This is a genomic window from Sphingomonas sp. CFBP 13720 (assembly GCF_014842075.1).
In the GTDB taxonomy this organism is placed as follows: domain Bacteria; phylum Pseudomonadota; class Alphaproteobacteria; order Sphingomonadales; family Sphingomonadaceae; genus Sphingomonas.
On record NZ_JACYVA010000003.1, the window covers coordinates 403,372 to 423,656 of the forward strand.

22 protein-coding genes are annotated in these 20,285 nt (G+C 67.3%); 11 read left to right on the plus strand and 11 right to left on the minus strand.

Features of this window, described 5'->3' with window-relative positions; all coding sequences use genetic code 11:
• Positions 1–65: 65 nt before the first annotated feature.
• Positions 66–953, minus strand: a complete 888-nt coding sequence (locus IFT55_RS09460; RefSeq protein ID WP_192091374.1) for a LysR substrate-binding domain-containing protein — start codon at positions 951–953, stop codon at positions 66–68.
• 287 nt (positions 954–1,240) lie between these two features.
• Between IFT55_RS09460 and IFT55_RS09465 the strand changes: the two genes are divergently transcribed.
• From IFT55_RS09465 to IFT55_RS09495, 7 genes are all read left to right on the plus strand, one after another.
• Positions 1,241–3,529, plus strand: a complete 2,289-nt coding sequence (locus tag IFT55_RS09465; protein WP_192091376.1) for a CDC48 family AAA ATPase — start codon at positions 1,241–1,243, stop codon at positions 3,527–3,529.
• Between the two features lie 128 nt (positions 3,530–3,657).
• On the plus strand, positions 3,658–4,266 hold the full coding sequence (locus IFT55_RS09470) for a class I SAM-dependent methyltransferase (protein ID WP_192091378.1): 609 nt from the start codon (positions 3,658–3,660) through the stop codon (positions 4,264–4,266).
• Between the two features lie 92 nt (positions 4,267–4,358).
• The gene (locus IFT55_RS09475) at positions 4,359–5,441 is read left to right on the plus strand and encodes a type III polyketide synthase (protein WP_192091380.1); all 1,083 of its coding nucleotides are present in this window, start codon (positions 4,359–4,361) and stop codon (positions 5,439–5,441) included.
• A complete protein-coding gene (locus IFT55_RS09480) occupies positions 5,438–6,124 on the plus strand; it encodes a methyltransferase domain-containing protein (RefSeq protein ID WP_192091382.1) in 687 nt (228 codons plus the stop codon). The genes IFT55_RS09475 and IFT55_RS09480 overlap by 4 nt, the downstream gene beginning before the upstream one ends.
• The gene (locus tag IFT55_RS09485) at positions 6,103–7,200 is read left to right on the plus strand and encodes an NAD(P)/FAD-dependent oxidoreductase (protein ID WP_192091384.1); all 1,098 of its coding nucleotides are present in this window, start codon (positions 6,103–6,105) and stop codon (positions 7,198–7,200) included. Before IFT55_RS09480 ends, IFT55_RS09485 begins: the two co-directional genes overlap by 22 nt.
• Before the next feature lie 31 nt (positions 7,201–7,231).
• Positions 7,232–7,624 carry a peptide-methionine (R)-S-oxide reductase MsrB gene (gene msrB, locus IFT55_RS09490; protein ID WP_192091386.1) on the plus strand — a complete coding sequence of 131 codons (393 nt, stop codon included), beginning with the start codon at positions 7,232–7,234 and terminating at the stop codon, positions 7,622–7,624.
• Positions 7,625–7,730: 106 nt separating this feature from the next.
• Positions 7,731–9,887: a transglycosylase domain-containing protein gene (locus IFT55_RS09495; protein WP_192091388.1), complete on the plus strand. Its 2,157-nt coding sequence runs from the start codon at positions 7,731–7,733 to the stop codon at positions 9,885–9,887.
• On the opposite strand, the gene IFT55_RS09500 is transcribed toward IFT55_RS09495, so the two are convergent.
• The 3 genes from IFT55_RS09500 to IFT55_RS09510 are packed head-to-tail and all read right to left on the minus strand — an operon-like array spanning position 9,854 to position 11,579.
• On the minus strand, positions 9,854–10,552 hold the full coding sequence (locus IFT55_RS09500) for a YgjP-like metallopeptidase domain-containing protein (RefSeq protein WP_192091390.1): 699 nt from the start codon (positions 10,550–10,552) through the stop codon (positions 9,854–9,856). The two genes, IFT55_RS09495 and IFT55_RS09500, sit on opposite strands and share 34 nt — an antisense overlap.
• The gene (locus IFT55_RS09505) at positions 10,549–10,983 is read right to left on the minus strand and encodes a YcgN family cysteine cluster protein (protein ID WP_192091392.1); all 435 of its coding nucleotides are present in this window, start codon (positions 10,981–10,983) and stop codon (positions 10,549–10,551) included. The genes IFT55_RS09500 and IFT55_RS09505 overlap by 4 nt, the downstream gene beginning before the upstream one ends.
• A complete protein-coding gene (locus IFT55_RS09510; RefSeq protein ID WP_249403720.1) occupies positions 10,980–11,579 on the minus strand; it encodes an SCO family protein in 600 nt (199 codons plus the stop codon). Before IFT55_RS09510 ends, IFT55_RS09505 begins: the two co-directional genes overlap by 4 nt.
• Before the next feature lie 75 nt (positions 11,580–11,654).
• Between IFT55_RS09510 and IFT55_RS09515 the strand changes: the two genes are divergently transcribed.
• Positions 11,655–12,251, plus strand: a complete 597-nt coding sequence (locus IFT55_RS09515; RefSeq protein WP_192091396.1) for an ankyrin repeat domain-containing protein — start codon at positions 11,655–11,657, stop codon at positions 12,249–12,251.
• A 42-nt stretch (positions 12,252–12,293) separates the two neighbouring features.
• Here the strand turns inward: IFT55_RS09515 and ssb are convergent, their stop codons facing one another.
• Both ssb and IFT55_RS09525 read right to left on the minus strand, forming a co-directional pair.
• Complete coding sequence (ssb, locus tag IFT55_RS09520; protein WP_192091398.1) at positions 12,294–12,869, minus strand: single-stranded DNA-binding protein; 576 nt, start codon at positions 12,867–12,869, stop codon at positions 12,294–12,296.
• Between the two features lie 90 nt (positions 12,870–12,959).
• The gene (locus tag IFT55_RS09525) at positions 12,960–14,048 is read right to left on the minus strand and encodes an alkene reductase (protein WP_192091400.1); all 1,089 of its coding nucleotides are present in this window, start codon (positions 14,046–14,048) and stop codon (positions 12,960–12,962) included.
• An 88-nt stretch (positions 14,049–14,136) separates the two neighbouring features.
• Here IFT55_RS09525 and IFT55_RS09530 point away from each other — a divergent pair, with 88 nt between their 5' ends.
• Positions 14,137–15,012: a DMT family transporter gene (locus tag IFT55_RS09530; protein WP_249403721.1), complete on the plus strand. Its 876-nt coding sequence runs from the start codon at positions 14,137–14,139 to the stop codon at positions 15,010–15,012.
• Positions 15,013–15,015: 3 nt separating this feature from the next.
• On the opposite strand, the gene IFT55_RS09535 is transcribed toward IFT55_RS09530, so the two are convergent.
• The 5 genes from IFT55_RS09535 to IFT55_RS09555 form a co-directional block, all read right to left on the minus strand.
• The gene (locus tag IFT55_RS09535; protein WP_249403722.1) at positions 15,016–15,618 is read right to left on the minus strand and encodes a hypothetical protein; all 603 of its coding nucleotides are present in this window, start codon (positions 15,616–15,618) and stop codon (positions 15,016–15,018) included.
• A complete protein-coding gene (locus tag IFT55_RS09540) occupies positions 15,615–16,823 on the minus strand; it encodes a M48 family metallopeptidase (RefSeq protein WP_192091404.1) in 1,209 nt (402 codons plus the stop codon). Before IFT55_RS09540 ends, IFT55_RS09535 begins: the two co-directional genes overlap by 4 nt.
• Positions 16,823–17,608 carry a hypothetical protein gene (locus tag IFT55_RS09545; protein WP_192091406.1) on the minus strand — a complete coding sequence of 262 codons (786 nt, stop codon included), beginning with the start codon at positions 17,606–17,608 and terminating at the stop codon, positions 16,823–16,825. The genes IFT55_RS09540 and IFT55_RS09545 overlap by 1 nt, the downstream gene beginning before the upstream one ends.
• 91 nt (positions 17,609–17,699) lie before the next feature.
• On the minus strand, positions 17,700–18,890 hold the full coding sequence (locus IFT55_RS09550) for an aromatic amino acid transaminase (RefSeq protein WP_192091407.1): 1,191 nt from the start codon (positions 18,888–18,890) through the stop codon (positions 17,700–17,702).
• A gap of 66 nt (positions 18,891–18,956) precedes the next feature.
• Positions 18,957–19,199: a glutaredoxin domain-containing protein gene (locus IFT55_RS09555; protein WP_192091409.1), complete on the minus strand. Its 243-nt coding sequence runs from the start codon at positions 19,197–19,199 to the stop codon at positions 18,957–18,959.
• Between the two features lie 95 nt (positions 19,200–19,294).
• Between IFT55_RS09555 and IFT55_RS09560 the strand changes: the two genes are divergently transcribed.
• Complete coding sequence (locus tag IFT55_RS09560; protein WP_192091412.1) at positions 19,295–19,981, plus strand: COQ9 family protein; 687 nt, start codon at positions 19,295–19,297, stop codon at positions 19,979–19,981.
• A gap of 43 nt (positions 19,982–20,024) precedes the next feature.
• On the plus strand, positions 20,025–20,282 hold the full coding sequence (locus tag IFT55_RS09565) for a FeoA family protein (protein WP_192091413.1): 258 nt from the start codon (positions 20,025–20,027) through the stop codon (positions 20,280–20,282).
• Positions 20,283–20,285 lie beyond the last annotated feature (3 nt).

The following is a 20,285-nucleotide window of genomic DNA, read 5'->3' on the forward strand; positions in this document are numbered from 1 at the left end:
CGTTCTTTCGCCCCGAACGTCCCCCGGTCCCGGCCGGGGCGACGCTTCGGGGCGTTCGACCAACCTTATTCGGGCGGCGCGTTCAGCGCGCCGACCAACCAGTCGTGGAACAGCTTCACCGGCTTTTGCTGCAACATGCGCGGCCGGCATACGAACCAGTGGCTGTAAGTCGAATCGACCGCGCGATCGAACAGCGGCACCAGCCGGTCGTCGCGCGCGGTTTCGAAATGCGATTCGAGCATGAACGCCACGCCCAGCCCCTGCGCCGCCGCCTCCAGCATCAGCGTTCCCGAATCGAACCGGTCGATCGCGGCGGGCTCCAGCATGGGCAGCCCGGCGGCATGCATCCAGTCGGCGAAGGTATCGGGCATATCGCGGTGGATCAGCGCGGTATGGCGCGACAATTCGGCCGGATGTTCGATCGGTGTCCGTTCGATCAACGCGCGTCCGGCAATGGCATAGACCCGGTTGCGGTCCAGCCGCCGGGCATAGAGCGCCGGATCGATCGCGTGGCCCAGCACGATCGCGACATCGATCCCCTCCCCCAGCCGGCCAAGACCATGATGCGCGGTGTCGAAATCCAGATGGAGTTCGGGATGACGGACCTTCAGGTCGCCCATGCGCGGCATCAACCGCTGGATCGCGAACAGCGGCAACACGCCCAGTCGCAGGCGCAGGACCTCGACCTCGCCCGACATCTGTTCGACCGCATCGGACAGCGTGTCGAGCGCGCCCGACAGCAGCGCCAACAGCCGGTCGCCATCGTCGTTCAGGCGAAGCGCCTGGTGGCGGCGTTCGAACAAGGGCTTCCCGATGAAGCGCTCCAACGCCTGCACCCGCCGGCTGAGCGCGGGCGACGACAGCGCCAGTTCGTCGGCAGCCAGCTTTACCGACCCCAGTCGCGCGACATGGACGAATGCTTCGATCGCAGTAAGCGGCGGGAGCCGGCGCATGAAAAACCCTAGCTTGGTTGCAGTGCGGGACAAGGTGCGCCGACAAGCGGCGCAGCGCAACAACCGTGGCGCGTAGCGATTGCAAAAGTTGCAATCGGAAATGATCCGTTCGCACTTGCACAATAATTCGCCGCACTGCACATAGGGGGTGCCTTTCAGGCATCCTCTCCTAAAACTTTTCGGCCGGTCGTTTTCGATCGGCCTTTTTTTTCGCCCGGCGTCCGGCCTTGTGACTGCTCGCCTGCCTCCTATCTCGTCCGTTCGTCGCGTTGAGGCAGGACACACAGATGGCAGACAGCGAAACCGGCGGCCGCAGATTGCAGGTCGCCAATGCCCGCCCCGAAGACAGTGGGCGCGGCATCGCGCATCTGCCGCGATCGGTGATGGCGTTGTTGGGCGTCAACGAAGGCGATGTGGTCGAGATCGTCGGCAAGAAATCGACTCCTGCCCGTGCCGTCGCGCCCTATCCCGAGGACGAGGGCCTCGACATCGTCCGCATCGATGGTCTGCAACGCGCCAATGCCGGGGTCGGATCGGGCGATCAGGTCGAGGTCCGCCGCGTCGAGTCGCGGGCGGCCACCCGCGTCGTCTTTGCGCCAGCACAGCAGAACCTGCGCCTGCAAGGGTCCGCCAACGCGCTCAAGCGAACCTTTTTCGGCCGGCCGCTGTGTCAGGGCGATATCGTCGCGACGACCGGACATCAGCGCATCGACAATCTGTCGCCCAATGTCCGCCGTTATGTGAACGCGCCGGCATTTTCGTTGCAGGAAATCCGGCTGTCGGTCGTCTCAGCCACGCCGAAGGGCATCGTCCACATCGACGAATCGACCGAGATCGAGCTGCGCGCGGAATATGAGGAGCCGCGCGAATCGCGCCGTGCCGACGTGACCTACGACGATATCGGCGGCATGGGCCAGACGATCGATCAGTTGCGTGAGATGGTCGAACTGCCGCTGCGCTATCCCGAACTGTTCCAACGGCTGGGCGTCGATCCGCCCAAGGGCGTGTTGCTGCATGGACCGCCCGGCACGGGCAAGACCCGGCTGGCGCGTGCGGTCGCCAACGAATCGGATGCCGAATTCTTTCTGATCAACGGTCCCGAGATCATGGGATCGGCCTATGGCGAATCGGAAAAGCGCCTGCGCGAGGTGTTCGAGAACGCGACCAAGGCATCGCCGTCGATCGTGTTCATCGACGAGATCGATTCGATCGCGCCGAAACGCGGACAGGTGTCGGGCGAGGCGGAGAAGCGGCTGGTCGCCCAGTTGCTGACGCTGATGGACGGACTCGAGTCGCGCGCCAACATCGTCGTCATCGCAGCGACCAACCGGCCCGAGGCGATCGACGAAGCATTGCGCCGTCCCGGCCGGTTCGACCGTGAAATCGTGGTTGGCGTGCCCGACGAGCGCGGACGGCGGGAAATCCTTGGCATCCACACCCGCGGCATGCCGTTGGCCGACAATGTCGAACTGAACGAACTGTCGCGCACGACCTATGGCTTCGTCGGTGCCGATCTGGCGGCGCTGACGCGTGAGGCGGCGATCGAGGCGGTGCGGCGGATCATGCCACGCATCGACCTGTCCGAAGGCACGATCCCCCCCGAGGTGCTCGACAGCCTGTCGGTTACGCGCGAGGATTTCGTCGAGGCGCTCAAGCGCGTGCAGCCCAGCGCGATGCGCGAAGTGATGGTGCAGGCGCCCACCGTCCGCTGGGACGATGTCGGCGGGCTAGACGATGCGCAGATGCGGCTGAAGGAAGGCGTCGAGCTTCCGCTCAAATCCCCCGAATCGTTCCGCCGTCTGGGCATCCGCCCCGCCAAGGGTTTCCTGCTGTACGGCCCGCCCGGCACCGGAAAGACGCTGCTCGCGAAGGCGGTCGCACGGGAAGCGGAGGCGAATTTCATCGCCACCAAGTCCAGCGACCTGCTGAGCAAATGGTATGGCGAGAGCGAGCAGCAGATCGCCCGCCTGTTCGCCCGTGCGCGGCAGGTCGCGCCGACGGTGATCTTCATCGATGAACTCGATTCGCTGGTTCCCGCGCGGGGCGGCGGGATGGGCGAACCCGAAGTCACCGCGCGGGTGGTTAACACCATCCTCGCCGAGATGGACGGGCTGGAGGAATTGCAGTCGGTGGTGGTGATCGGCGCGACCAACCGGCCGAACCTTGTCGATCCGGCATTGCTTCGCCCGGGGCGGTTCGACGAACTCGTCTATGTCGGCGTGCCCGACCGCGCGGGCCGCGCGCGTATCCTCGGGATACAGACGCAGAAGATGCCGCTGGCCGACGATGTCGATCTGGACGTGGTGGCGGGACGCACCGAACGCTTCACCGGTGCCGATCTGGAGGATGTGGTGCGCCGCGCCGGTCTGTTCGCGCTGCGCGAATCGCTCGATACCCGCGCGGTGACGATGGCGCATTTCGACAGCGCGCTGGGCGAATCGCGGGCATCGGTCACCGCCGAGATGGAAGAGGAATATCGCGCGATGTCGGCACGGCTGAAACAGGACGCGCTGTCGATCCAGCCGCTGGGTTTCATCACGCCGGGCATGGTCGAAGGCCGCGGACCGAAGGGATAGCGGCGTACCGGACGGGGACGAAGGCGTCCCCGTCCGTCGCACCGCGAAACCGATCGGCTTGCATGTTCGTTGCGCTTTTGCGACGACGCTGTGATTCCGGTGCTTTCGCCGACCGTTCAAGGATCTCCATGACGACCAGCTCCACCACCGCGACCCGTCGGAAGCCGCGCGGTGCCCCTTCGCCGGCCGGAATTTTCCTGCGCGGCTTCGTGAAGCATCCGGTGATGGTCGGATCGGTGATCCCGTCGTCGAACAAGCTGATTCGCAAGATGCTGTCGCGCGTCGACTGGGCGGAAACGAAGCTGATCGTCGAATACGGCCCCGGCGTCGGCACCTTCTGTCGCCCGATCCTCGAAAAGCTGGCACCCGATGCCAAGCTGATCGCGATCGATACCAATGCCGACTTCATCGATTATCTGAACGCGACGATTCTCGATTCGCGATTCGTGGCGGTGCACGGATCGGCGGCGGACGTCGGGACGATCGTCGCGGATCACGGCCACGACCATGCCGATTTCGTGCTGTCGGGCCTGCCCTTCTCGACGTTGCCCCCCGGTGTCGGCGATATGATCGCGGCGGCGACGCGCGACGTGCTGCGACCGGGTGGCGCGTTCCTCGTCTATCAGTTCAATCCGCGCGTCCGCGATTTCCTCGACCGGCAATTCGCGCGGATCGATCATGACATGGAGTGGTGGAACGTGCCCCCCGCCCAGCTGTGGTGGGCGTGGAAAGACTGATCGCACCGCCGATTAGCGCCGTTCTTCTGGCTTTTGCATAACCGGTCGGGATTGCGGCAGGCCGCCGGGCCGTTTCGTGCGTTGAGCAATCGATGACGTCCGCCCCCCCGCCGCCCGTCGCCTGGCTCAACGCCGTCGCGACCGCCGTTCCGACCCATGATATCCACCATGCCTTTATCGGCTGGGCGCGTGCGCGCCTGTCCGATCGCGAAGCGCGCCTGTTCGACCGGATGGTCGAACGGGCGGGGATCGGCCATCGCTGGTCGGTGTTGCCGGCGGGATCGGATGGCGGTTCGCCGGTCGCGGCGGGCGGCTTCTATGCCGATGCCATGCCCGGCACCGCCGCCCGCATGGCAATCTATGCCGACGCCGCGCCGACGTTGGCCATCGACGCGATCGACCGGCTTGCCGAGCGCACCGACCTGAACGGCATCACCCATCTGGTGGTGGCCAGTTGCACCGGCTTCGTCGCGCCGGGTATCGATCAGCGGATCGCGGCGCGGATTGGGCTGTCGCCGGGCGTCGAACGTCTGCTGGTCGGGTTCATGGGATGTTACGCGGCAGTCGCAGCACTGCGCAGCGCGCGGCATATCGTCCGGTCGGACCCGGCGGCGCGCGTGCTGGTCGTCACGGTCGAGTTGTCGACGCTGCATCTTCAACCCGACGACGCGCTCGAACCGCTGCTCGCGATGCTCCAGTTCGGCGACGGCGCGGCGGCAGCGTTGGTCAGCGCGGAACCAGCCGGCTTCGCGATCGAAACGCCGTTCGCAGCGACGCTGCCTGCATCCGCCGACCTGATCCGATGGGATATCACCGACGCCGGCTTTGCGATGCATCTGTCGGGCGAAGTGCCCGGACGCATCGCCACCGCGCTGGCCGATCCGGGCTTCGCCGCCGCCGCGACCGGCGGGCGTTCGATCGCGGCGATCGACGGATGGGCGGTGCATGCGGGCGGGCGATCGATCCTCGACGCGGTCGAACGCAGCCTGTCGCTTTCCCCCGACGCGCTGGCGGCATCGCGTGGCGTGCTGGCGGCGAACGGCAACATGTCGTCGGCGACGCTGATGTTCGTGCTGGCCGATATGCTGGCAGGACCGCCGGTCGCCGATGGTATCGCGCTGGCGTTCGGCCCCGGCCTCGCCGCCGAAGGGTTCGGCTTTCGGAGCGCCGCATGAGTTTCGCACGGGTCGACGCGGAGGAGGCGATGGACGATCCCGCGCTCGATCCGGCAACCTATGCCGCCGTGCTGCGCGACCTTGCGCGGGTCAACACAGTGACGATGGCGGCGCGGCCGACGCTGGCGTTTCTCGACCGCATCGCCGCGCGCGGCGACCGATTGCGGCTGCTCGATGTCGGATATGGCGACGGCGACATGCTGCGCCGGATCGCCCGCTGGGCGGCACGGCGCGGATTGCCGGTCGAACTGGTCGGGATCGACCTGAACCCGCGCAGCGAGGCAATCGCGCGCGCCGACACGCCCGTTGCCCTGCCGATCACCTATCGCACCGGCGACTATGCCGATCTGGCGGGCGAAAAATGGGACGTGATCGTCTCCAGCCTCGTTGCGCATCACATGACCCCGCCGCAACTGATCGCGTTCCTGCAATTCATGGAGGCTAAAGCGACGCGCGGCTGGATGGTCAACGACCTGCACCGCCATCGCTTCGCGCATGTCGGCTATCCGTTGCTGGCACGGACGATGCGCTGGCATCCGATCGTTCGCGCCGATGGTACGCTGTCGATCGCGCGATCGTACCGGCCGGACGAATGGCCCCCCATCCTCGCCACCGCCGGCATCGCCGATGCGCGGGTCGTGCGCCGTTTCCCGTTCCGGCTATGCGTCGAACGCGCGCGCTGATCGCGGGCGGCGGTCCCGCCGGCGCTATCGCCGCGATGCTGATCGCGCGCGACGGCGAACGCCCGCTGGTGCTGGAGCGGACGCACGCACCGCAGGATGCGCTGTGCGGCGGATTCCTGTCGTGGCGGACGCTGGAGACGCTGGCACGTGCGGGCGTCGATCCGGCGGCGCTGGGCGGGCATAACGTTCGCCGCGCGCGGCTGTTCGCGGGGACGCGACAGGCCGAAGCGATGCTGCCCGCCCCCGCCATCGGCCTGTCGCGCCGCGTCCTCGATGCGGTACTGATCGACCATGCCCGCACCGCCGGGGCGGCGGTCGAGCGCGGCGTGGCGATCCGCGCGGCGGAGGGACGGACCCTGCGCACCGGCGACGGCGCGACGATCGTCGGCGACGCGCTGTTCCTCGCGACCGGCAAGCACGATCTGCGCGGCCTTGCCCGCCCGGTGCCAATCGAACAAGATCCGGCGATGGGCGTGCGCGTGCGACTGGCGGCGGCACCTGCCCTGACGCGCATGGTCGGCGATGCGATCGAACTGCATCTGTTCGACGGCGGCTATGCCGGGCTGGTGTTGCAGGAAGACGGCAGCGCGAACCTGTGCATGGCGCTGCGCCGGTCGCGCCTGACCGCCATCGGCACCCTGCCCGCATTGCTCGACCGGTTGGCGGACGAATGTCCCGCGCTGTGCGATCGGCTGGCGCATATGGCGCCGGGCGCACCGATCGATGCGATCGCCAACGTCCCCTATGGCTGGCGCACCGGCGATACCGCGCCCGGCATCTTCCGGTTGGGCGATCAGGCGGGGGTGATCCCGTCGCTGGCGGGCGAAGGCATGGGCATCGCGATCGCCAGCGGTGTCCGTGCGGCGCGCACGTTCGCACGATCGGGCGCGGAAGGGGCGGCAGGCTATCAACGCGATCTGGCACGCGCGATGCGGCGGCCGCTGGGCGTCGCGGGCGTCGTACGCGCATTGACGGAACGTCCGGTCGGCGGTCGCATGCTGATGGGTGGTGCCCGTCTGCCGGGGCTGCTGGCACTGGTGGCGGCAACGACGCGGATCGGATCGCCGGGCGATTGACGCGGGCCGACACCGACCACACATCCACCCCATGGAACGCATCAACCTGTCCGAAGCCGAATGGCGTCAGCGCCTGTCCCCGGCCGCCTTTCACGTCCTGCGCGAAGCAGGCACCGAACGTGCCTTTGCCGGCAAATATGACGGCCTGAAGGCCGACGGCGTCTATCATTGCGCCGGTTGCGGCAACGACCTGTTCGACAGTGCCGACAAATATGATTCGGGGTCGGGCTGGCCCAGCTTTACGCAGCCGATCGCACCCGACCGCGTATCGGACCATAGCGACGTCAGCCACGGCATGCGCCGTGTGGAAACGCGTTGCGCGACCTGCGACGGGCATCTGGGCCACGTGTTTCCCGACGGCCCGCCGCCGACCGGACAGCGTTACTGTATGAATTCGGTCGCGCTGGATTTCCGCCCGCGCTGATCGCCTGGGGGCGGACGTGCCGTGACCGGCCGTCCGCACCTGTTTTCGGGCGATGCACGCCCGCTCTTGTCGCCGGGGGTGCGGGCGCGGTATCCGGCGCTTCTCCATGGCACGCACTCCCTCCCGCCCGCCCAGGCCGACCGCCGCCCGCCCGTCCCGCTGGCGGCGCATCCTGCGCTGGACGCTGGGCATCGGCTTCACATTGGCGCTGCTCGCCGCGATCGCGCTGGTCGTCGCGGTCTATAACGCGAAGGCCAGCCTGCCGAGCTACGACCAGCTCAAATCCTCGCCCAACGGACAGATGATCCGCGTGCGCGCCGCTGACGGCACGATCCTCGTCTCGCTGGGGCCGAGCTATGGCGAATGGATCGCGTATGACGACATTCCCGCCGTGATGCGCGACGCGATGGTCGCGGTGGAGGACCGGCGATTCCGGTCGCACTGGGGCGTCGATCCGATCGCGCTGGCCCGCATCACCAAATTCGCGATCGAGACGCGCGGCACGGGACGGCGGTTGCAGGGCGCGTCCACGATCACGCAACAGGTCGCGCGCACGATCTTCCTGTCGAACAGCTATACGATCGGACGCAAGTTGCGCGAGGCGATCCTCGCGCTCGCGATCGAACGCAAGTTCAGCAAGAACCAGATCCTCGAACTCTATCTGAACAAAGTCTATTTCGGCGGTGGTGCGTACGGCATCGACGCCGCCTCGCGCCGGTTCTTCAGCCACCCGGCCACCGACCTGTCCCTGTCCGAAGCGGCGGTCGTCGCGGGGCTGGTCAAGGCACCGTCGCGCTATTCGCCGACCGCCGACGCCGAAGCGGCCGTGGGCCGTGCCGGCGTCGTGCTGAAACTGATGCAGGAAACCGGCGCGATCACCGCGTCGCAGGCGATGGATGCCGATCCGCAGGCAATCCGGCTGGCCCCCGAACCGCAACAGAACAGCGTGCGCTATTTCACCGATTGGGCGTTGCCGCAGCTCGAAACGCTGATCGACGAAACCGAAGCGCCGCTCGACGTATGGACCACGCTCGATCCCGGCATGCAGCGCAGCGCCGACACCGCGATCCGGGGCAACGCCCCGGCGGGGGCACAGGGTGCGCTGGTCGCGCTCGACCGCGATGGCGCGGTGCGCGCGATGGTCGGCGGCAAGGATTATGTCGCGTCGGTCTATAATCGCGCGACCCAGGCGACGCGCCAGCCGGGATCGGCATGGAAGCTGTTCGTCTATCTTGCCGCGCTGGAGGCGGGGCTCACCCCCGATACGCAGGTCGACGATGCGCCCGTGACGATCGCGGGGTGGAGCCCGCGCAACAGTTCGGGGCGGTTCAGCGGCAAGATTTCGATGCGCACCGCCTTCGCCTATTCGATCAACACCGTCGCGGCGCGGCTGGGGCAGGAAGTCGGCTTCGGCACTGTCGCCGACATGGCGCGTCGCTTCGGCATCTCAACGCCGGTCGATACCCGGCCGGCGATGGTGCTGGGCACGTCCGACGTGCGGTTGATCGACATGACCCGCGCCTATGCGTCGGTCGCATCGGGCGGGACGGCGGTCGTGCCGTACGGCATTACCCGCGTCACTGCCGGCGGATCGCTGATCTATCAGCATCAGGTCGACAGTTCGCGCGTGCTGGTCGCGCCCTATGTCGCGCAACAGATGACCGACCTGCTCCAGACGGCGGTCAACACCGGCACCGGGCGATCGGCGCAGATCGGCCGCCCGGTGGCGGGCAAGACCGGTACGACCAGTTCGAACAAGGATGGATGGTTCATGGGGTTTTCGTCCGGCATCACCACCGGCGTGTGGATGGGCCGCGACGATGCGAAGCCGGTCGGCGGGTTACAGGGCGGCGCCGCCCCCGCGCGTGCCTTTGCCGCGTTCATGCGACAGGCGGTGGCCAGCCGCCCGGTCGAGGAATTCGACACGAAGGTGACGCTGCCCGAATGGCAGGAGGAACCGGACGCCGAAAGCTATTACGGCGAACCGGATGACCAGATCTATCTCGATCAGGACGGCAACCCGGTCGATGCGCCGCCCCCGCCGCGTACCGCGCCGGTCGATCCCGATGCCGAAGCGCCCGTCGCCGTGCCGCCGCAACGCGTACCCGACGAACAGCTCGATCAGGACTGGATCGATCGCGCGCTGGGCCGCACGCCGCGCGGTGAGGCCGCACCGCCGGTCGTGCCGCGCCGCCCGCCCGAACGCCGCGCGCAGCCCGCGCCGGACCGTTATTCGGAGGAAGAAGCCCGCCCGTACCAGTGAAGCGCCGCCCCGTCGCGGCGCAGCCACGCTCGCGCCGCGTCCGGGTCGCCTTCGTATAGGTCGGCGACCAGCGCGTGGAACGATGGGCCGTGATGCATGTGAACGCGGTGTGCGACTTCGTGCGCCACCGTCGCCCGCCGGACGAAGCCGGGGGCGAGCAGCAGCCGCCAGCTGTACCGGATCGCGCCGCTGCTGCTGCAACTGCCCCATCGCGCCTTGGGATCGCCGACCGCGACGCGGGTGATGCCGACTCCGGCCTTTTCGGCATAGTATGCGGTGTCGTCGGTCAGCACGCGCAATGCCTCGCGCACCAGCCACCGCCCGATCCGCGCCTCGAACCCCTCGTGCGGGCCACCGCACAGCAGCGATGCGGTCGCATCGTCGGCGGGGAGCAGCCGCGGCACGCGCGATGCCGTTTCATCCCACACCAGCGTCACCGCCCGGTCCGCCACCGGCAGCACCACATCCGGCAGGAACGGCCGCCCGGTCGGCAGCACCGCGCGCTGCGCGTCGATCCAGTCGCTTTTGGTGGTGGCCCATTCGATCGCAGTGCGCAGCGCCATGCGCTTCGGCACCGTCAGCCGGACCCGCCCGGTCGCCGGATCGACCGACAGCCGCGCGACCCGCGCGCGCGGATGCCGCACGACCTCCAGCGAATCGATCACAGATCCCGATCGATCAGGTGATTCTCGATATCGCCGACGTCATCCTCGGACACCGTCCATCCGCGCGTCGACTGGCGCGCCGCATGCACGCTCTCCCGGTCGCCGGATTTCAGATAATGCCATTCGGGCAACTGTTCGCCATTGGCGCGCAACCGATAGGCACAGGTGGAGGGCAGCCATTCGATCGTGCCCACGTTGCGCGCGTTAAGCCGCACGCATTCGGGAACATAAGCGTGGCGGTGGCGATAGTCGGAACATTGCCCCTGCCGCCGGTCGAGCAGCTTGCACGCGACATTGGTCGCATGCACTTCCCCGGTATCCTCGTCCTCCAGCTTGTGCAGGCAGCATTTGCCGCATCCGTCGCACAATGCTTCCCACTGCGCGCGGTCGAGCCGGTCGAGCGGCACGGTTTCCCAGAAGCGCTCGCTCATCGGACCCACTTCGTCAGTTCGGCCGCGAACGCCTCAGGTGTTTCGTCCTGCGGCAGCAGCGCGACCGGCTTGCCCGTCGGGTCCATCAGGATCGCGGTACGGCTATGGTCCATCAGATACTCGCTCGCCCCCGGCGTCTGCGACTTGGCATAGGTCACGCCATATGCCCGCGCCGCGTCGGCGATCGCCTGCGGCGTACCGGTCAGCCCGACCATGCGCGGATGGAACGCCGCGACATAGCGTCCGATCACCGCGGGGGTATCGCGTTCCGGATCGACGGTGATGAAGATCGGAACGACCTTCGCACCCAGTTCGGGCGAGTCGCTTTCGAACGCCTTCACGCCCGCCGCGATCGTCTGGAGATCGACCGGGCAGACGTCGGGACAAAAGCTGTATCCGAAATAGACGATGCGCCATTTGCCCGCGAAGTCGGTGTCGCGCACGACCCGCCCCTGTCCGTCGGTCAGCACGAACGGCCCGCCCAGCCGCGCGCCCGCCAGCGGCGGGGACGAAGACGAATCGCCCGATCCCCCGCCGCCGCACGCGGCAAGGGTAAGCGCGATCGATAGCGCGGCGATACGGACGATGCTGTTCATGGCATCGCCAGCCATGATCTGATAGGCGAACGCATGCAAGCCGTGCGTACCACCTGTGTGGAGTTGTCCGTTTCCATGTCCGCCATCCGTATCCTTCTTGCCGCCGCCCTGATGATGCCCGCCGCCGCGCAGGCGCAGCAACGATCGGCGGGCTATACCTTCCTCCAGGCGGTGCGCGAGGAAGACGGGACCAAAGTCAACGACATCCTCGGCCAGCCGGGCCAGACGATCATCAATACGAAGGACCGTTCGACCGGCGAAGGTGCGCTGCACATCGTCGCGAAGAACGGCAACCTCGCCTATCTCCGCTTCCTGCTGGCGAAGGGGGCCAATCCCGACATTCAGGACAATCGCGGCAACACCCCGGCGCTGATCGCGGTAGATGCCGGATCGGTCGAGGCAGTCGCCTCGCTCATCGCGCGCAAGGCCAATCTGAACCTCGGCAATGCCAGCGGCGTGACACCGTTGATCCGCGCGGTGCAACTGCGCAACGTCGAAATGGTCCGCACGCTGGTCGCCGCCGGGGCCAATCCCGATCAGGGCGACGTCATGGCCGGCATGTCCGCGCGGGATTATGCCAAAGCCGATACGCGGACGCCGGTGCTGCTGAAACTGTTGAACGAAGCACCCGCCAGCAAGCCCAAGCCAGCAGTGGCGGGACCGCGCCTGTAACGGTGCGTCACGCCGAACCGACGGCGTGACGCGAACCGTCGATCAGAACGGGACGTCGTCGTCCAGATCGTCGCCGAAGCCACCGCCGCCGCCCGAACCGCCGCCGAAGCCGCCCTTGTTGCCGCCCGAGTTGAACCCGCCGCCACGCGATCCGCCCGAACCGCCGCCGCCCGACTGACCGGCATAATCGTCGCCGCCCCAGTCGCCGCCACCTCCGCCGCTACGCGCACCGCCGCCACCGCCGCCGGCACCACCCTGACCGCCGCCCGGGCCGTCGAGCATCACCAGCACGGCATTGAAGCCCTGCAGGACGATTTCGGTGGAATATTTGTCCTGACCCTGCTGGTCCTGCCATTTGCGCGTCTGCAACTGGCCTTCGAGATAGACCTTGCTGCCCTTGCGCAGATAACGCTCGGCAACGTTGGCCAGCCCTTCGGAAAAGATCGCGACCGAATGCCATTCGGTCTTTTCCTTGCGCTCGCCGCTGTTCTTGTCCTTCCACGATTCGGACGTGGCGATGCGCAGGTTCACCACCTTGCCGCCGTTCTGGAACGACTTCGACTCAGGATCGCGGCCCAGATTGCCTACGATAATCACCTTATTTACACTACCGGCCATCGTCCGCTCCAAAATTGCTGGCGGGCTTGTATGCCAGCGTGCCGATCGACGCCAGCGGAAGCGGACGGCCGCAGCCGCCCGCCAACCAGCCTATGCCGCCTGCGCCTCCAGCGTCGGGTAATCGGTATATCCCTCCGCCCCGCGCGAATACCACGTCGCCATGACGTCGTCGTTCAGCGGCGCATTCGCCTTCAACCGCGCCGGCAGATCGGGATTGGCAAGGAACGGCCGCCCGAACGCGATCGCATCGGCGATGCCGGCATCGAGTTCGGCTTGGGCGCTGCCCGCGCGATAATCCTGATTGAGCACCAGCGGCCCTGCAAACGCCTTGCGGATCGCGGGCGACACGCGTGGCTGCGTCGTGCTGCCGAACGTGCCGTCAGGGCCGGGTTCGCGGAGTTCGAGAAAGCCGATCTTCTTGTCGGACAGCAGCTTCGCCGCCGGGACGAATACCGATTCGGGGTCGCTGTCGAGCACGCCCTGCGTGTCGCCGTTCGGGGAAAAGCGCACCGACGTGCGGCCCGCGCCGACTTCGGCGATCAACCGGTCGACGACCTCGCCCAACAGACGGATGCGGTTTTCCGGCGTGCCGCCATAAGCGTCGTCGCGGTGATTGGCCCCGTCGCGCAGGAACTGATCGATCAGATAGCCATTGGCGGCGTGGAGCTGCACCCCATCGAATCCGGCGGCCTTCGCATTGCGCGCCGATCGCGAATAATCGTCGAGCACGCGCGCGATATCGTCTGGCGTCGCTGCACGCGCCGCTTCGTACCGCTTCTTGCCGTCATAGGTGTGCGCGTCGCCCGGTGCCGTCGTCGCCGACGACGACAAGGGCGCGGCACCGTCCAGATAATCGGGATGCACCACGCGGCCCATATGCCACAACTGCGTCACGATCCGGCCGCCCGCTTCGTGCACGGCAGCGGTGATCGGCTTCCATGCCTCGACCTGTTCGTCGGTCCACAGGCCAGGCGCGAACGGCCAGCCAAGGCCTTCGCGGCTGATGCCCGTCCCCTCGCTGATGAGCAGTCCGGCGGAGGCACGCTGCGCATAATATTCGGCCATGATCGCGGTCGGCACATGCTCGCCCGTGCTGCGGCCGCGCGTCAACGGCGCCATCAGCACACGGTTGGGGGCATGGATATCGCCAAGGGCGATCGGGTCGAACAGCGTGGGCATCGGCGTTCCTAGCATCAAAAGATCGGGACGGACGGGAGATAGGGCGATAGGGGGCGGCATGCAGCCGGTATCCCGTGAAACAAAAGCTATGCCCGTTCCAAGTTCGTCGTCGCGCGGCGCGATCGTCGCGGTGATCGCCGCCAACGTCGCGCTGGCATTCGGACCGTGGTTCGTACGGCTGGCCGATACCGGACCGGTCGCCGCCGCCTTCTGGCGGATCGCGCTGGCGGTGCCGGTGCTGTTGGCCGCCGCCGCATGGGTCGATCGCGGCGCGTTGCGACGCGGGCGGTTGCTGTGGCCTGCACTGTTGGTCGCGGGCGTCGCATTCGCGCTGGATCTGGGCAGCTGGCATGTCGGCATCCTCGGCACGACGCTCGCCAATTCGACGCTGTTCGGCAATTGCGCGGTCCTGATCTTTCCGGTGTACGGCTTCCTCGCGATGCGGCGCTGGCCGACGCGGGCGCAGGGGGCGGCGCTGGCGCTGGCGGCGATCGGGGGGGCGGTGCTGCTGGGACGATCGGCCGAGCTGTCGCCGCGTCATCTGGCGGGCGACCTGTTCTGTCTGTTGGCCGGTGTGCTCTATGCCGTCTATTTCATCGTCATGGCGCGCGTCCGGCGCGAAATGCCGCCGCTGCCCGCGCTTGCCCTGTCGTCGCTGGCCAGCCTGTTGCCGCTGTTGCTAATCGCGCTGGCGCTGGGCGAAACGATCATGCCGACCGACTGGACACCGCTGTTGGGGCTGGCGCTGGTCAGCCAGATCGTGGGTCAGGGGCTGATGATCTATGCGCTCGGCCATCTCAGCCCGCTGGTGATCGGGCTGGCGCTGCTGGTCCAGCCGGTCGTCGCAGGGACGATCGGCTGGTCGGTATATGGCGAGGCGCTGACCCCGCTCGACGCGGTCGGTGCCCTGCTGGTCGCGGCGGCGCTGGCGATCGTGAGCACGCAGCGCTCGCCAGACCGGTAACGGCTACAGCGTCGCGCTGTCGGTCAGCGCGCGGAAATCGGCGATCGACCGGTCGAAATAATATTGCCGCGGCGCGTCGAACGTCGCCATGTACAGCAATCCGCCGACCAGCACGGCGCGCGCTTCCCCCCGGCGGGGCAGTTCGTCGCTATCGACATAGTCATAGGTGAAGCGGATGCCTTCCTGCCCCAGAAACCGGTGGGGCGAAGATCCGGTGGTCTGGAACGTGCCGATATTCCGTTCGGTGCGATAGGTCGCTTCGAGCAGTTCGGGCAGTTCGACCAGCAGCGTCGCACGAGTCACCTTGGGCAGCGGTTTGCGCTTCCGGCTGGTCTCGCGGATGATTGCCTCACCCGGCGCGATGCCGCCATACCACGTGACCTCGTTCAGCCGTTCGCCGTCCAGCGTCCACGTTTCCGCCTTCTTGCCCGGCCGGATCGACAACAGGTTCCAGTCGCGCGACGGCGTGACGCTCATCGGCGAATTGGCCACCGCGACCTTCTTGCCTTTTTCGCGATATCCGTTCGCGATCGCCGGTGTCGCCAGCAGCGCCACGGTCATGACGATCCCCGCCACCCGTCCGAATGCAGTTGCCTTCATGGTCATCGATCCCCTTCCGTGGCACGTGTCAGCATGCCGACCATCGCCGCATCGGATGCGTCGGGCTTGAGTTCCAGATAGCGTCGCAGTGCCGCGCGCCCTTCGGCCGGACGCGCGGTCTTGAGCAGCGACAGGCCCAATCCGCGATGCGCCGCCGCCATTGCAGGATCGGCGGCGATGGCGTTGGCATAGAATTCGGCGGCGTTGACCAGATCGCGTGGGTTACCCCGCGCCCGGTACAACTCGCCCCGCGCCAGCCATAGCGGCGCGGTCCAGCCCGTTTCCGCCAGCGATCCGATGATATAGTCGCTGGCGCCGAAGTCGTTCAGCTTGATCTGGTCGTCCAGAAAGGCAGGCAGCCACGGTGCGAGCGCCGCGGCATAGCGATCCGCGCCATCCTCCCGCCCCGCCCCATCAGGCGCCGCCAGCGCGGCCAGCGTCGCCGCGCGTTCTGCCTCCGGCGGATGGCTGGCGGAAAACGCGATCTGTCGGAAATTGGGCTTCGACAGTCCTCGTGCGAGTGACGATGCCTGTGCCTCCGCCATCACGTTCCGCCATACCACGGACGCTGCCTGAGGCCGCAGCCGGCCGGTATTCAGATATCCGACGCCGAGCATGTCGGCCTCGCGTTCCTGATCCCGCCCGAATCGATACAGCCCGCCATAGACCGACACCTGTATGCGGTCGAAGCTCGACCGTGCCTGATAGCCGGTCGACATCGAGGCAAGGACCGCTGCCCAGCTAAGCAGGTCGGTGCCCGACCGCTGCGACTTAAACTGCTCAAGCGAATGCCGCTGTTCAAAATGACCGAACTCGTGGCCCAGCACCGCGCCCAGTTCGGCTTCGCTGCGTACCCGCAGCAGCAGCCCGCTGAACACGCGCATCGTGCCGTTCGGCGCCATGGTCGCGTTGAACAGCGGCATGCGCAGGATGTAGAGGCGGGCCGCCGCGCACCGGTCGTTGCCGACCGTTGCGCACAATACGCCGCGGACATAGGCGTTGAGCGCCTCGTCGCGCACGACGATCGGCGAATTGGCCAGCGCCCGCTCGCTTTCGTCCGCCTCGCGCCATGCGCCGATCTCGTCGACGCCCTTGGGCTGATAGACACCGGCAAAGGGCGGTGGCGGCGGTGCCGCACGGTCGTTCGCGATCGCGGTCGACGCGGTTCCAGCGAGGATCGCCGCAGCGATCCACCTTGCGGTCGTGCGCATCAACGCTGCGCCGTCACCGTCGGCGGGGCGGAAGGCGTGGCAGTCGGCGACGGCGACGGCGTGCTGCCGGGGAAACCCTCCAGCAACTGGCCGACGCGCTTCTGCGCGCCCTCGGCGGTTCGCACGTCGCCGCCCATCGCATGGTCGGCGTTCAGCCACAGCAATTCGCCGGTCTTCAGATCGACCAGCCCGGCATAGCCGGTATGTTCGCCCGATTTGACCGCGATGCCCGGACCCAGCAGCGCCGCGACCTGCAACAATTTGCGGCCGGTCGATCCAAATGCGTCCCGATTGTACAGGAACAACGCGTAGTCCGCGTCCTTCGCGCCCGGCAGTGCCGCGATCCCGCTGCCCAGCGACCAGTCGAAGATGCTCGCCTTGTTGTCGCGCTTTTTGGTGGGCAAGCGGTTGCCGACGAAGAACTGGTACTGGATCACCGATTGCGACACCGCCGCGAACAGCGCGGTGAATTCCTCGACCAGTTGCGCGTCCGCGCCATAGCCTTCGGGCGCGGCGACGACGCGGTTGCCCAGTTGCCGCTGCCGCTCGACCAGCGCAGCATCGATGTTCCGGCGTGCCGTATCGGTCCAGTCGCCGTTCGGTTCGAACATCCCGCCGGTCGATTGCGCCCCCACCTGAACGGCGGGGCGGAAGACGATGATCGTCTTGCCGCTATTGGCGGGTAGCTCGAACCCCGCCTTTACCGCCGTGCGTTCCTGTGCCCCCGCATGCACGACCGACAACATCGCCGCCAATGCGACGACGACCATATGTCCCAGTTTCATGAAGCCCCCCGGCCACTATATTTACAGCGACTGGCCTAATACATCGTCGTTTCGGCGGCAATATGAAGTTGGTCGGCCGGTGAAAGAACGCTCATGCCACGCCGGCGCGATCCAGATCGACCAGTGCCTCGCCGAACCGCGCCACATCGCCGGGCGCGAAGCCGGCGATGTTGATCCGGCCCGACCCCGCCATATAGATACCATGGGTCGCGCGGAGCCATTCGATCTGTCCGCTCGACAGCGGCAGCGTGGCGAACATGCCCTTGCCATGGACCAGCGGGGCAAGATCGATCGCGCCCGCCCGGCCGATCGCCGCCAGTTCGCCGCGCAACCGTTGCAACCGTCCGCGCAGTCCGTCCAGTTCGGCCCGCCAGTCGGCGGCCAGCCGTTCGTTCTCCAGCACAATCCGCACCGCCGCCGCGCCGTGATCGGGCGGCATCGACCAATTCGCGCGCGCCAGCGCCAGCAGGTTCGACAGGACGATGTCGCGTGCCTCCTCGTCGGGTGCGGTCGCCCACAATGCCCCGGTGCGTTCGCGGTACAGTCCGAAATTCTTGTCGCAGGAATAGGCGACCAGCCCGAAGGGCACCGCCGATAGCACTGCACGCGTTCCTGCCGCGTCGCTGGCCATGTCGTCGCCCAGCCCCTGATAGGCCAGATCGACGAACGGTACGATCCGGCTGTCGGCCACCGCCGCCGCGATCGCACGCCATTGATCGGCGTCGGGATCGATCCCGGTGGGATTATGGCAGCATCCGTGCAGCAGGATCGCGTCGCCCGCTTCCGCCTGTCCGATCGCGGACAGCATGGCGGGCAGGTCGAGCGTCTGGCCGATCATGTCGAACGCGGCATGCGCCACGACGATGATCCCGGCGGCGGCGAAGACCGGCGCGTGATTGGCCCAGCTCGGCTGTCCGACGAGGATGCGCCGCACCCCCGCCTTCGCCAGCAGTTCGGCGCCCAGCCGCAACGCCCCGGTTCCCCCCGGCGTCTGCACCCCGCACAGCCGGTCCGCCGTCACCGTATCGCCGAACACCATTGGTTCGAGCAGCGCGGTGAAGCCCTTGTCCCCTTCCGGCCCCAGATAGCGCTTGCTGTCCTGCGTCGCGATCAGCCGCATCTCGGCCTGTTTGATCGCTGCCATTACCGGCGTATGCCCGGCATCGTCGCGGAACACGCCAACGCCCAGATCGATCTTGTGCACGCGCAGATCGGCGCGGAACGCCCCGATCAGGCGAAGCAGCGAATCGGCAGGCTGCGCGACGAGCGAATGGAACGGCATGGAAACTCCCCCGGATTGATCGGGAAGCCTATACGCGAGCCTGCCGTCGATACTACCTGCCCCCGGTCACCCGTTTCGGGACAGCCATCGAGCCAGATCATCGCTGCCGCCGATCCGTTCGCCGTCGATGAACACCTGCGGCGTGGTGTCGACGCCGTGCTCGGCCTTGAACGCATCGACTTGCTCGCGCGTCGCCAAAATCCGGTCGTCGACATCGTATCCCGCCTGTTCCAGCGCTTCTTTCGCGCGCACGCCGAACGGGCAGACATGGTCGGGCAGGACCATGCGGTACAGGGTGGCGCTGGTCATCGGGCGTTCCTTTTGTCGTTCGCACCGAACAGCGTACGCCGGTGCAAAGGGTTCCGCCGTTGCCGTTTACCGGTCCCCGCCCTAGCTTGGGTGCCATGACCTACGACGCGACGACTCCGCTGGCCCCCGCCGACCTGACGCTGGACGAACTGCGCGGGGCGCTGGCCCCGTTGATCGCGGCCAATGCCGCGTTCGACGGCTGGTCGATGATGGCGGTCGACGCGGCGGCGCGCACGTTCGGGGCCGATGCCGATGTGGCGCGGCTGGCCTTTGCCGGCGGCCCGGTCGACATGATCGATGCGTGGTTCGGCGAGATCGACCGGCGGATGATCGAATCGCTGCCCGCCGACGCGTTGGCCGCGATGAGGATCCGCCAGCGAATCACCGCGCTGGTCGAAGCACGGCTGTCGGCGGTGGCGGGCGAGCGCGAAGCGTTGCGCCGCGCGCTGTCGATCCTCGCCATGCCCCGCAACGTCGCGCGTGCTACGCGGCTGGGCTGGCGGACCGTCGACCTGATGTGGCGGCTGGCGGGTGATACCGCGACTGATTACAATCATTATACCAAGCGGACGATGCTCGGCGGGGTCTATGCCGCGACGATCATGGTATTTCTGGACGACGAAAGCGGCGGTCATGCCGATACGCGCGCCTTTCTGTCGCGCCGGATCGACGGGATCATGCGGTTCGAGAAGTTCAAGGGCCGCGTGCTGGCCGGACGCGATCCCGAACGGCGGATCAGCATATCGCGCTTCATCGGACGGTTGCGCTATCCGGCAGTGTGAGATTCCGCTTCCCATTGCCGACCGTTATTGATAATCAGTCGCAATGCTGTCGCCCACCTTCCAGCTTACCCATCTGTCCCGTGCGCAACATGGCACCGTCGCGTCGGTCGACTGGGATAGCCTGTCGCCCGGCGAGGCACGCCGGCTTCGCGAATTCGGCCTCGACGAAGGCGTCGACGTGCAATTGCTGCACCGCGCGATGCTGGGCGGCGGGCCGCTCGCCTGCCGCATCGGCCGGATGACGGTGGCGTTGCGCGCGCATGTCGCCGGTGCGATCCGCGTCGCGCCGCTCGCGGGCTGACGG

Excerpts from the sequence above, each read along its gene's own strand:
- IFT55_RS09515 (WP_192091396.1), top strand. The coding sequence starts at position 11,655 with ATGTCCGCCATCCGTATCCTTCTTGCCGCCGCCCTGATGATGCCCGCC.
- IFT55_RS09555 (WP_192091409.1), bottom strand. The coding sequence starts at position 19,199 with ATGACCAGCGCCACCCTGTACCGCATGGTCCTGCCCGACCATGTCTGC.
- IFT55_RS09535 (WP_249403722.1), bottom strand. The coding sequence starts at position 15,618 with ATGACCATGAAGGCAACTGCATTCGGACGGGTGGCGGGGATCGTCATG.
- IFT55_RS09480 (WP_192091382.1), top strand. The coding sequence starts at position 5,438 with ATGAGTTTCGCACGGGTCGACGCGGAGGAGGCGATGGACGATCCCGCG.
- IFT55_RS09495 (WP_192091388.1), top strand. The coding sequence starts at position 7,731 with ATGGCACGCACTCCCTCCCGCCCGCCCAGGCCGACCGCCGCCCGCCCG.
- IFT55_RS09460 (WP_192091374.1), bottom strand. The coding sequence starts at position 953 with ATGCGCCGGCTCCCGCCGCTTACTGCGATCGAAGCATTCGTCCATGTC.
- IFT55_RS09470 (WP_192091378.1), top strand. The coding sequence starts at position 3,658 with ATGACGACCAGCTCCACCACCGCGACCCGTCGGAAGCCGCGCGGTGCC.
- ssb (WP_192091398.1), bottom strand. The coding sequence starts at position 12,869 with ATGGCCGGTAGTGTAAATAAGGTGATTATCGTAGGCAATCTGGGCCGC.
- IFT55_RS09530 (WP_249403721.1), top strand. The coding sequence starts at position 14,137 with ATGCCCGTTCCAAGTTCGTCGTCGCGCGGCGCGATCGTCGCGGTGATC.
- IFT55_RS09505 (WP_192091392.1), bottom strand. The coding sequence starts at position 10,983 with ATGAGCGAGCGCTTCTGGGAAACCGTGCCGCTCGACCGGCTCGACCGC.
- IFT55_RS09545 (WP_192091406.1), bottom strand. The coding sequence starts at position 17,608 with ATGAAACTGGGACATATGGTCGTCGTCGCATTGGCGGCGATGTTGTCG.
- IFT55_RS09525 (WP_192091400.1), bottom strand. The coding sequence starts at position 14,048 with ATGCCCACGCTGTTCGACCCGATCGCCCTTGGCGATATCCATGCCCCC.
- IFT55_RS09540 (WP_192091404.1), bottom strand. The coding sequence starts at position 16,823 with ATGCGCACGACCGCAAGGTGGATCGCTGCGGCGATCCTCGCTGGAACC.
- IFT55_RS09550 (WP_192091407.1), bottom strand. The coding sequence starts at position 18,890 with ATGCCGTTCCATTCGCTCGTCGCGCAGCCTGCCGATTCGCTGCTTCGC.
- IFT55_RS09565 (WP_192091413.1), top strand. The coding sequence starts at position 20,025 with ATGCTGTCGCCCACCTTCCAGCTTACCCATCTGTCCCGTGCGCAACAT.
- IFT55_RS09560 (WP_192091412.1), top strand. The coding sequence starts at position 19,295 with ATGACCTACGACGCGACGACTCCGCTGGCCCCCGCCGACCTGACGCTG.
- msrB (WP_192091386.1), top strand. The coding sequence starts at position 7,232 with ATGGAACGCATCAACCTGTCCGAAGCCGAATGGCGTCAGCGCCTGTCC.
- IFT55_RS09510 (WP_249403720.1), bottom strand. The coding sequence starts at position 11,579 with ATGAACAGCATCGTCCGTATCGCCGCGCTATCGATCGCGCTTACCCTT.
- IFT55_RS09485 (WP_192091384.1), top strand. The coding sequence starts at position 6,103 with ATGCGTCGAACGCGCGCGCTGATCGCGGGCGGCGGTCCCGCCGGCGCT.
- IFT55_RS09475 (WP_192091380.1), top strand. The coding sequence starts at position 4,359 with ATGACGTCCGCCCCCCCGCCGCCCGTCGCCTGGCTCAACGCCGTCGCG.
- IFT55_RS09465 (WP_192091376.1), top strand. The coding sequence starts at position 1,241 with ATGGCAGACAGCGAAACCGGCGGCCGCAGATTGCAGGTCGCCAATGCC.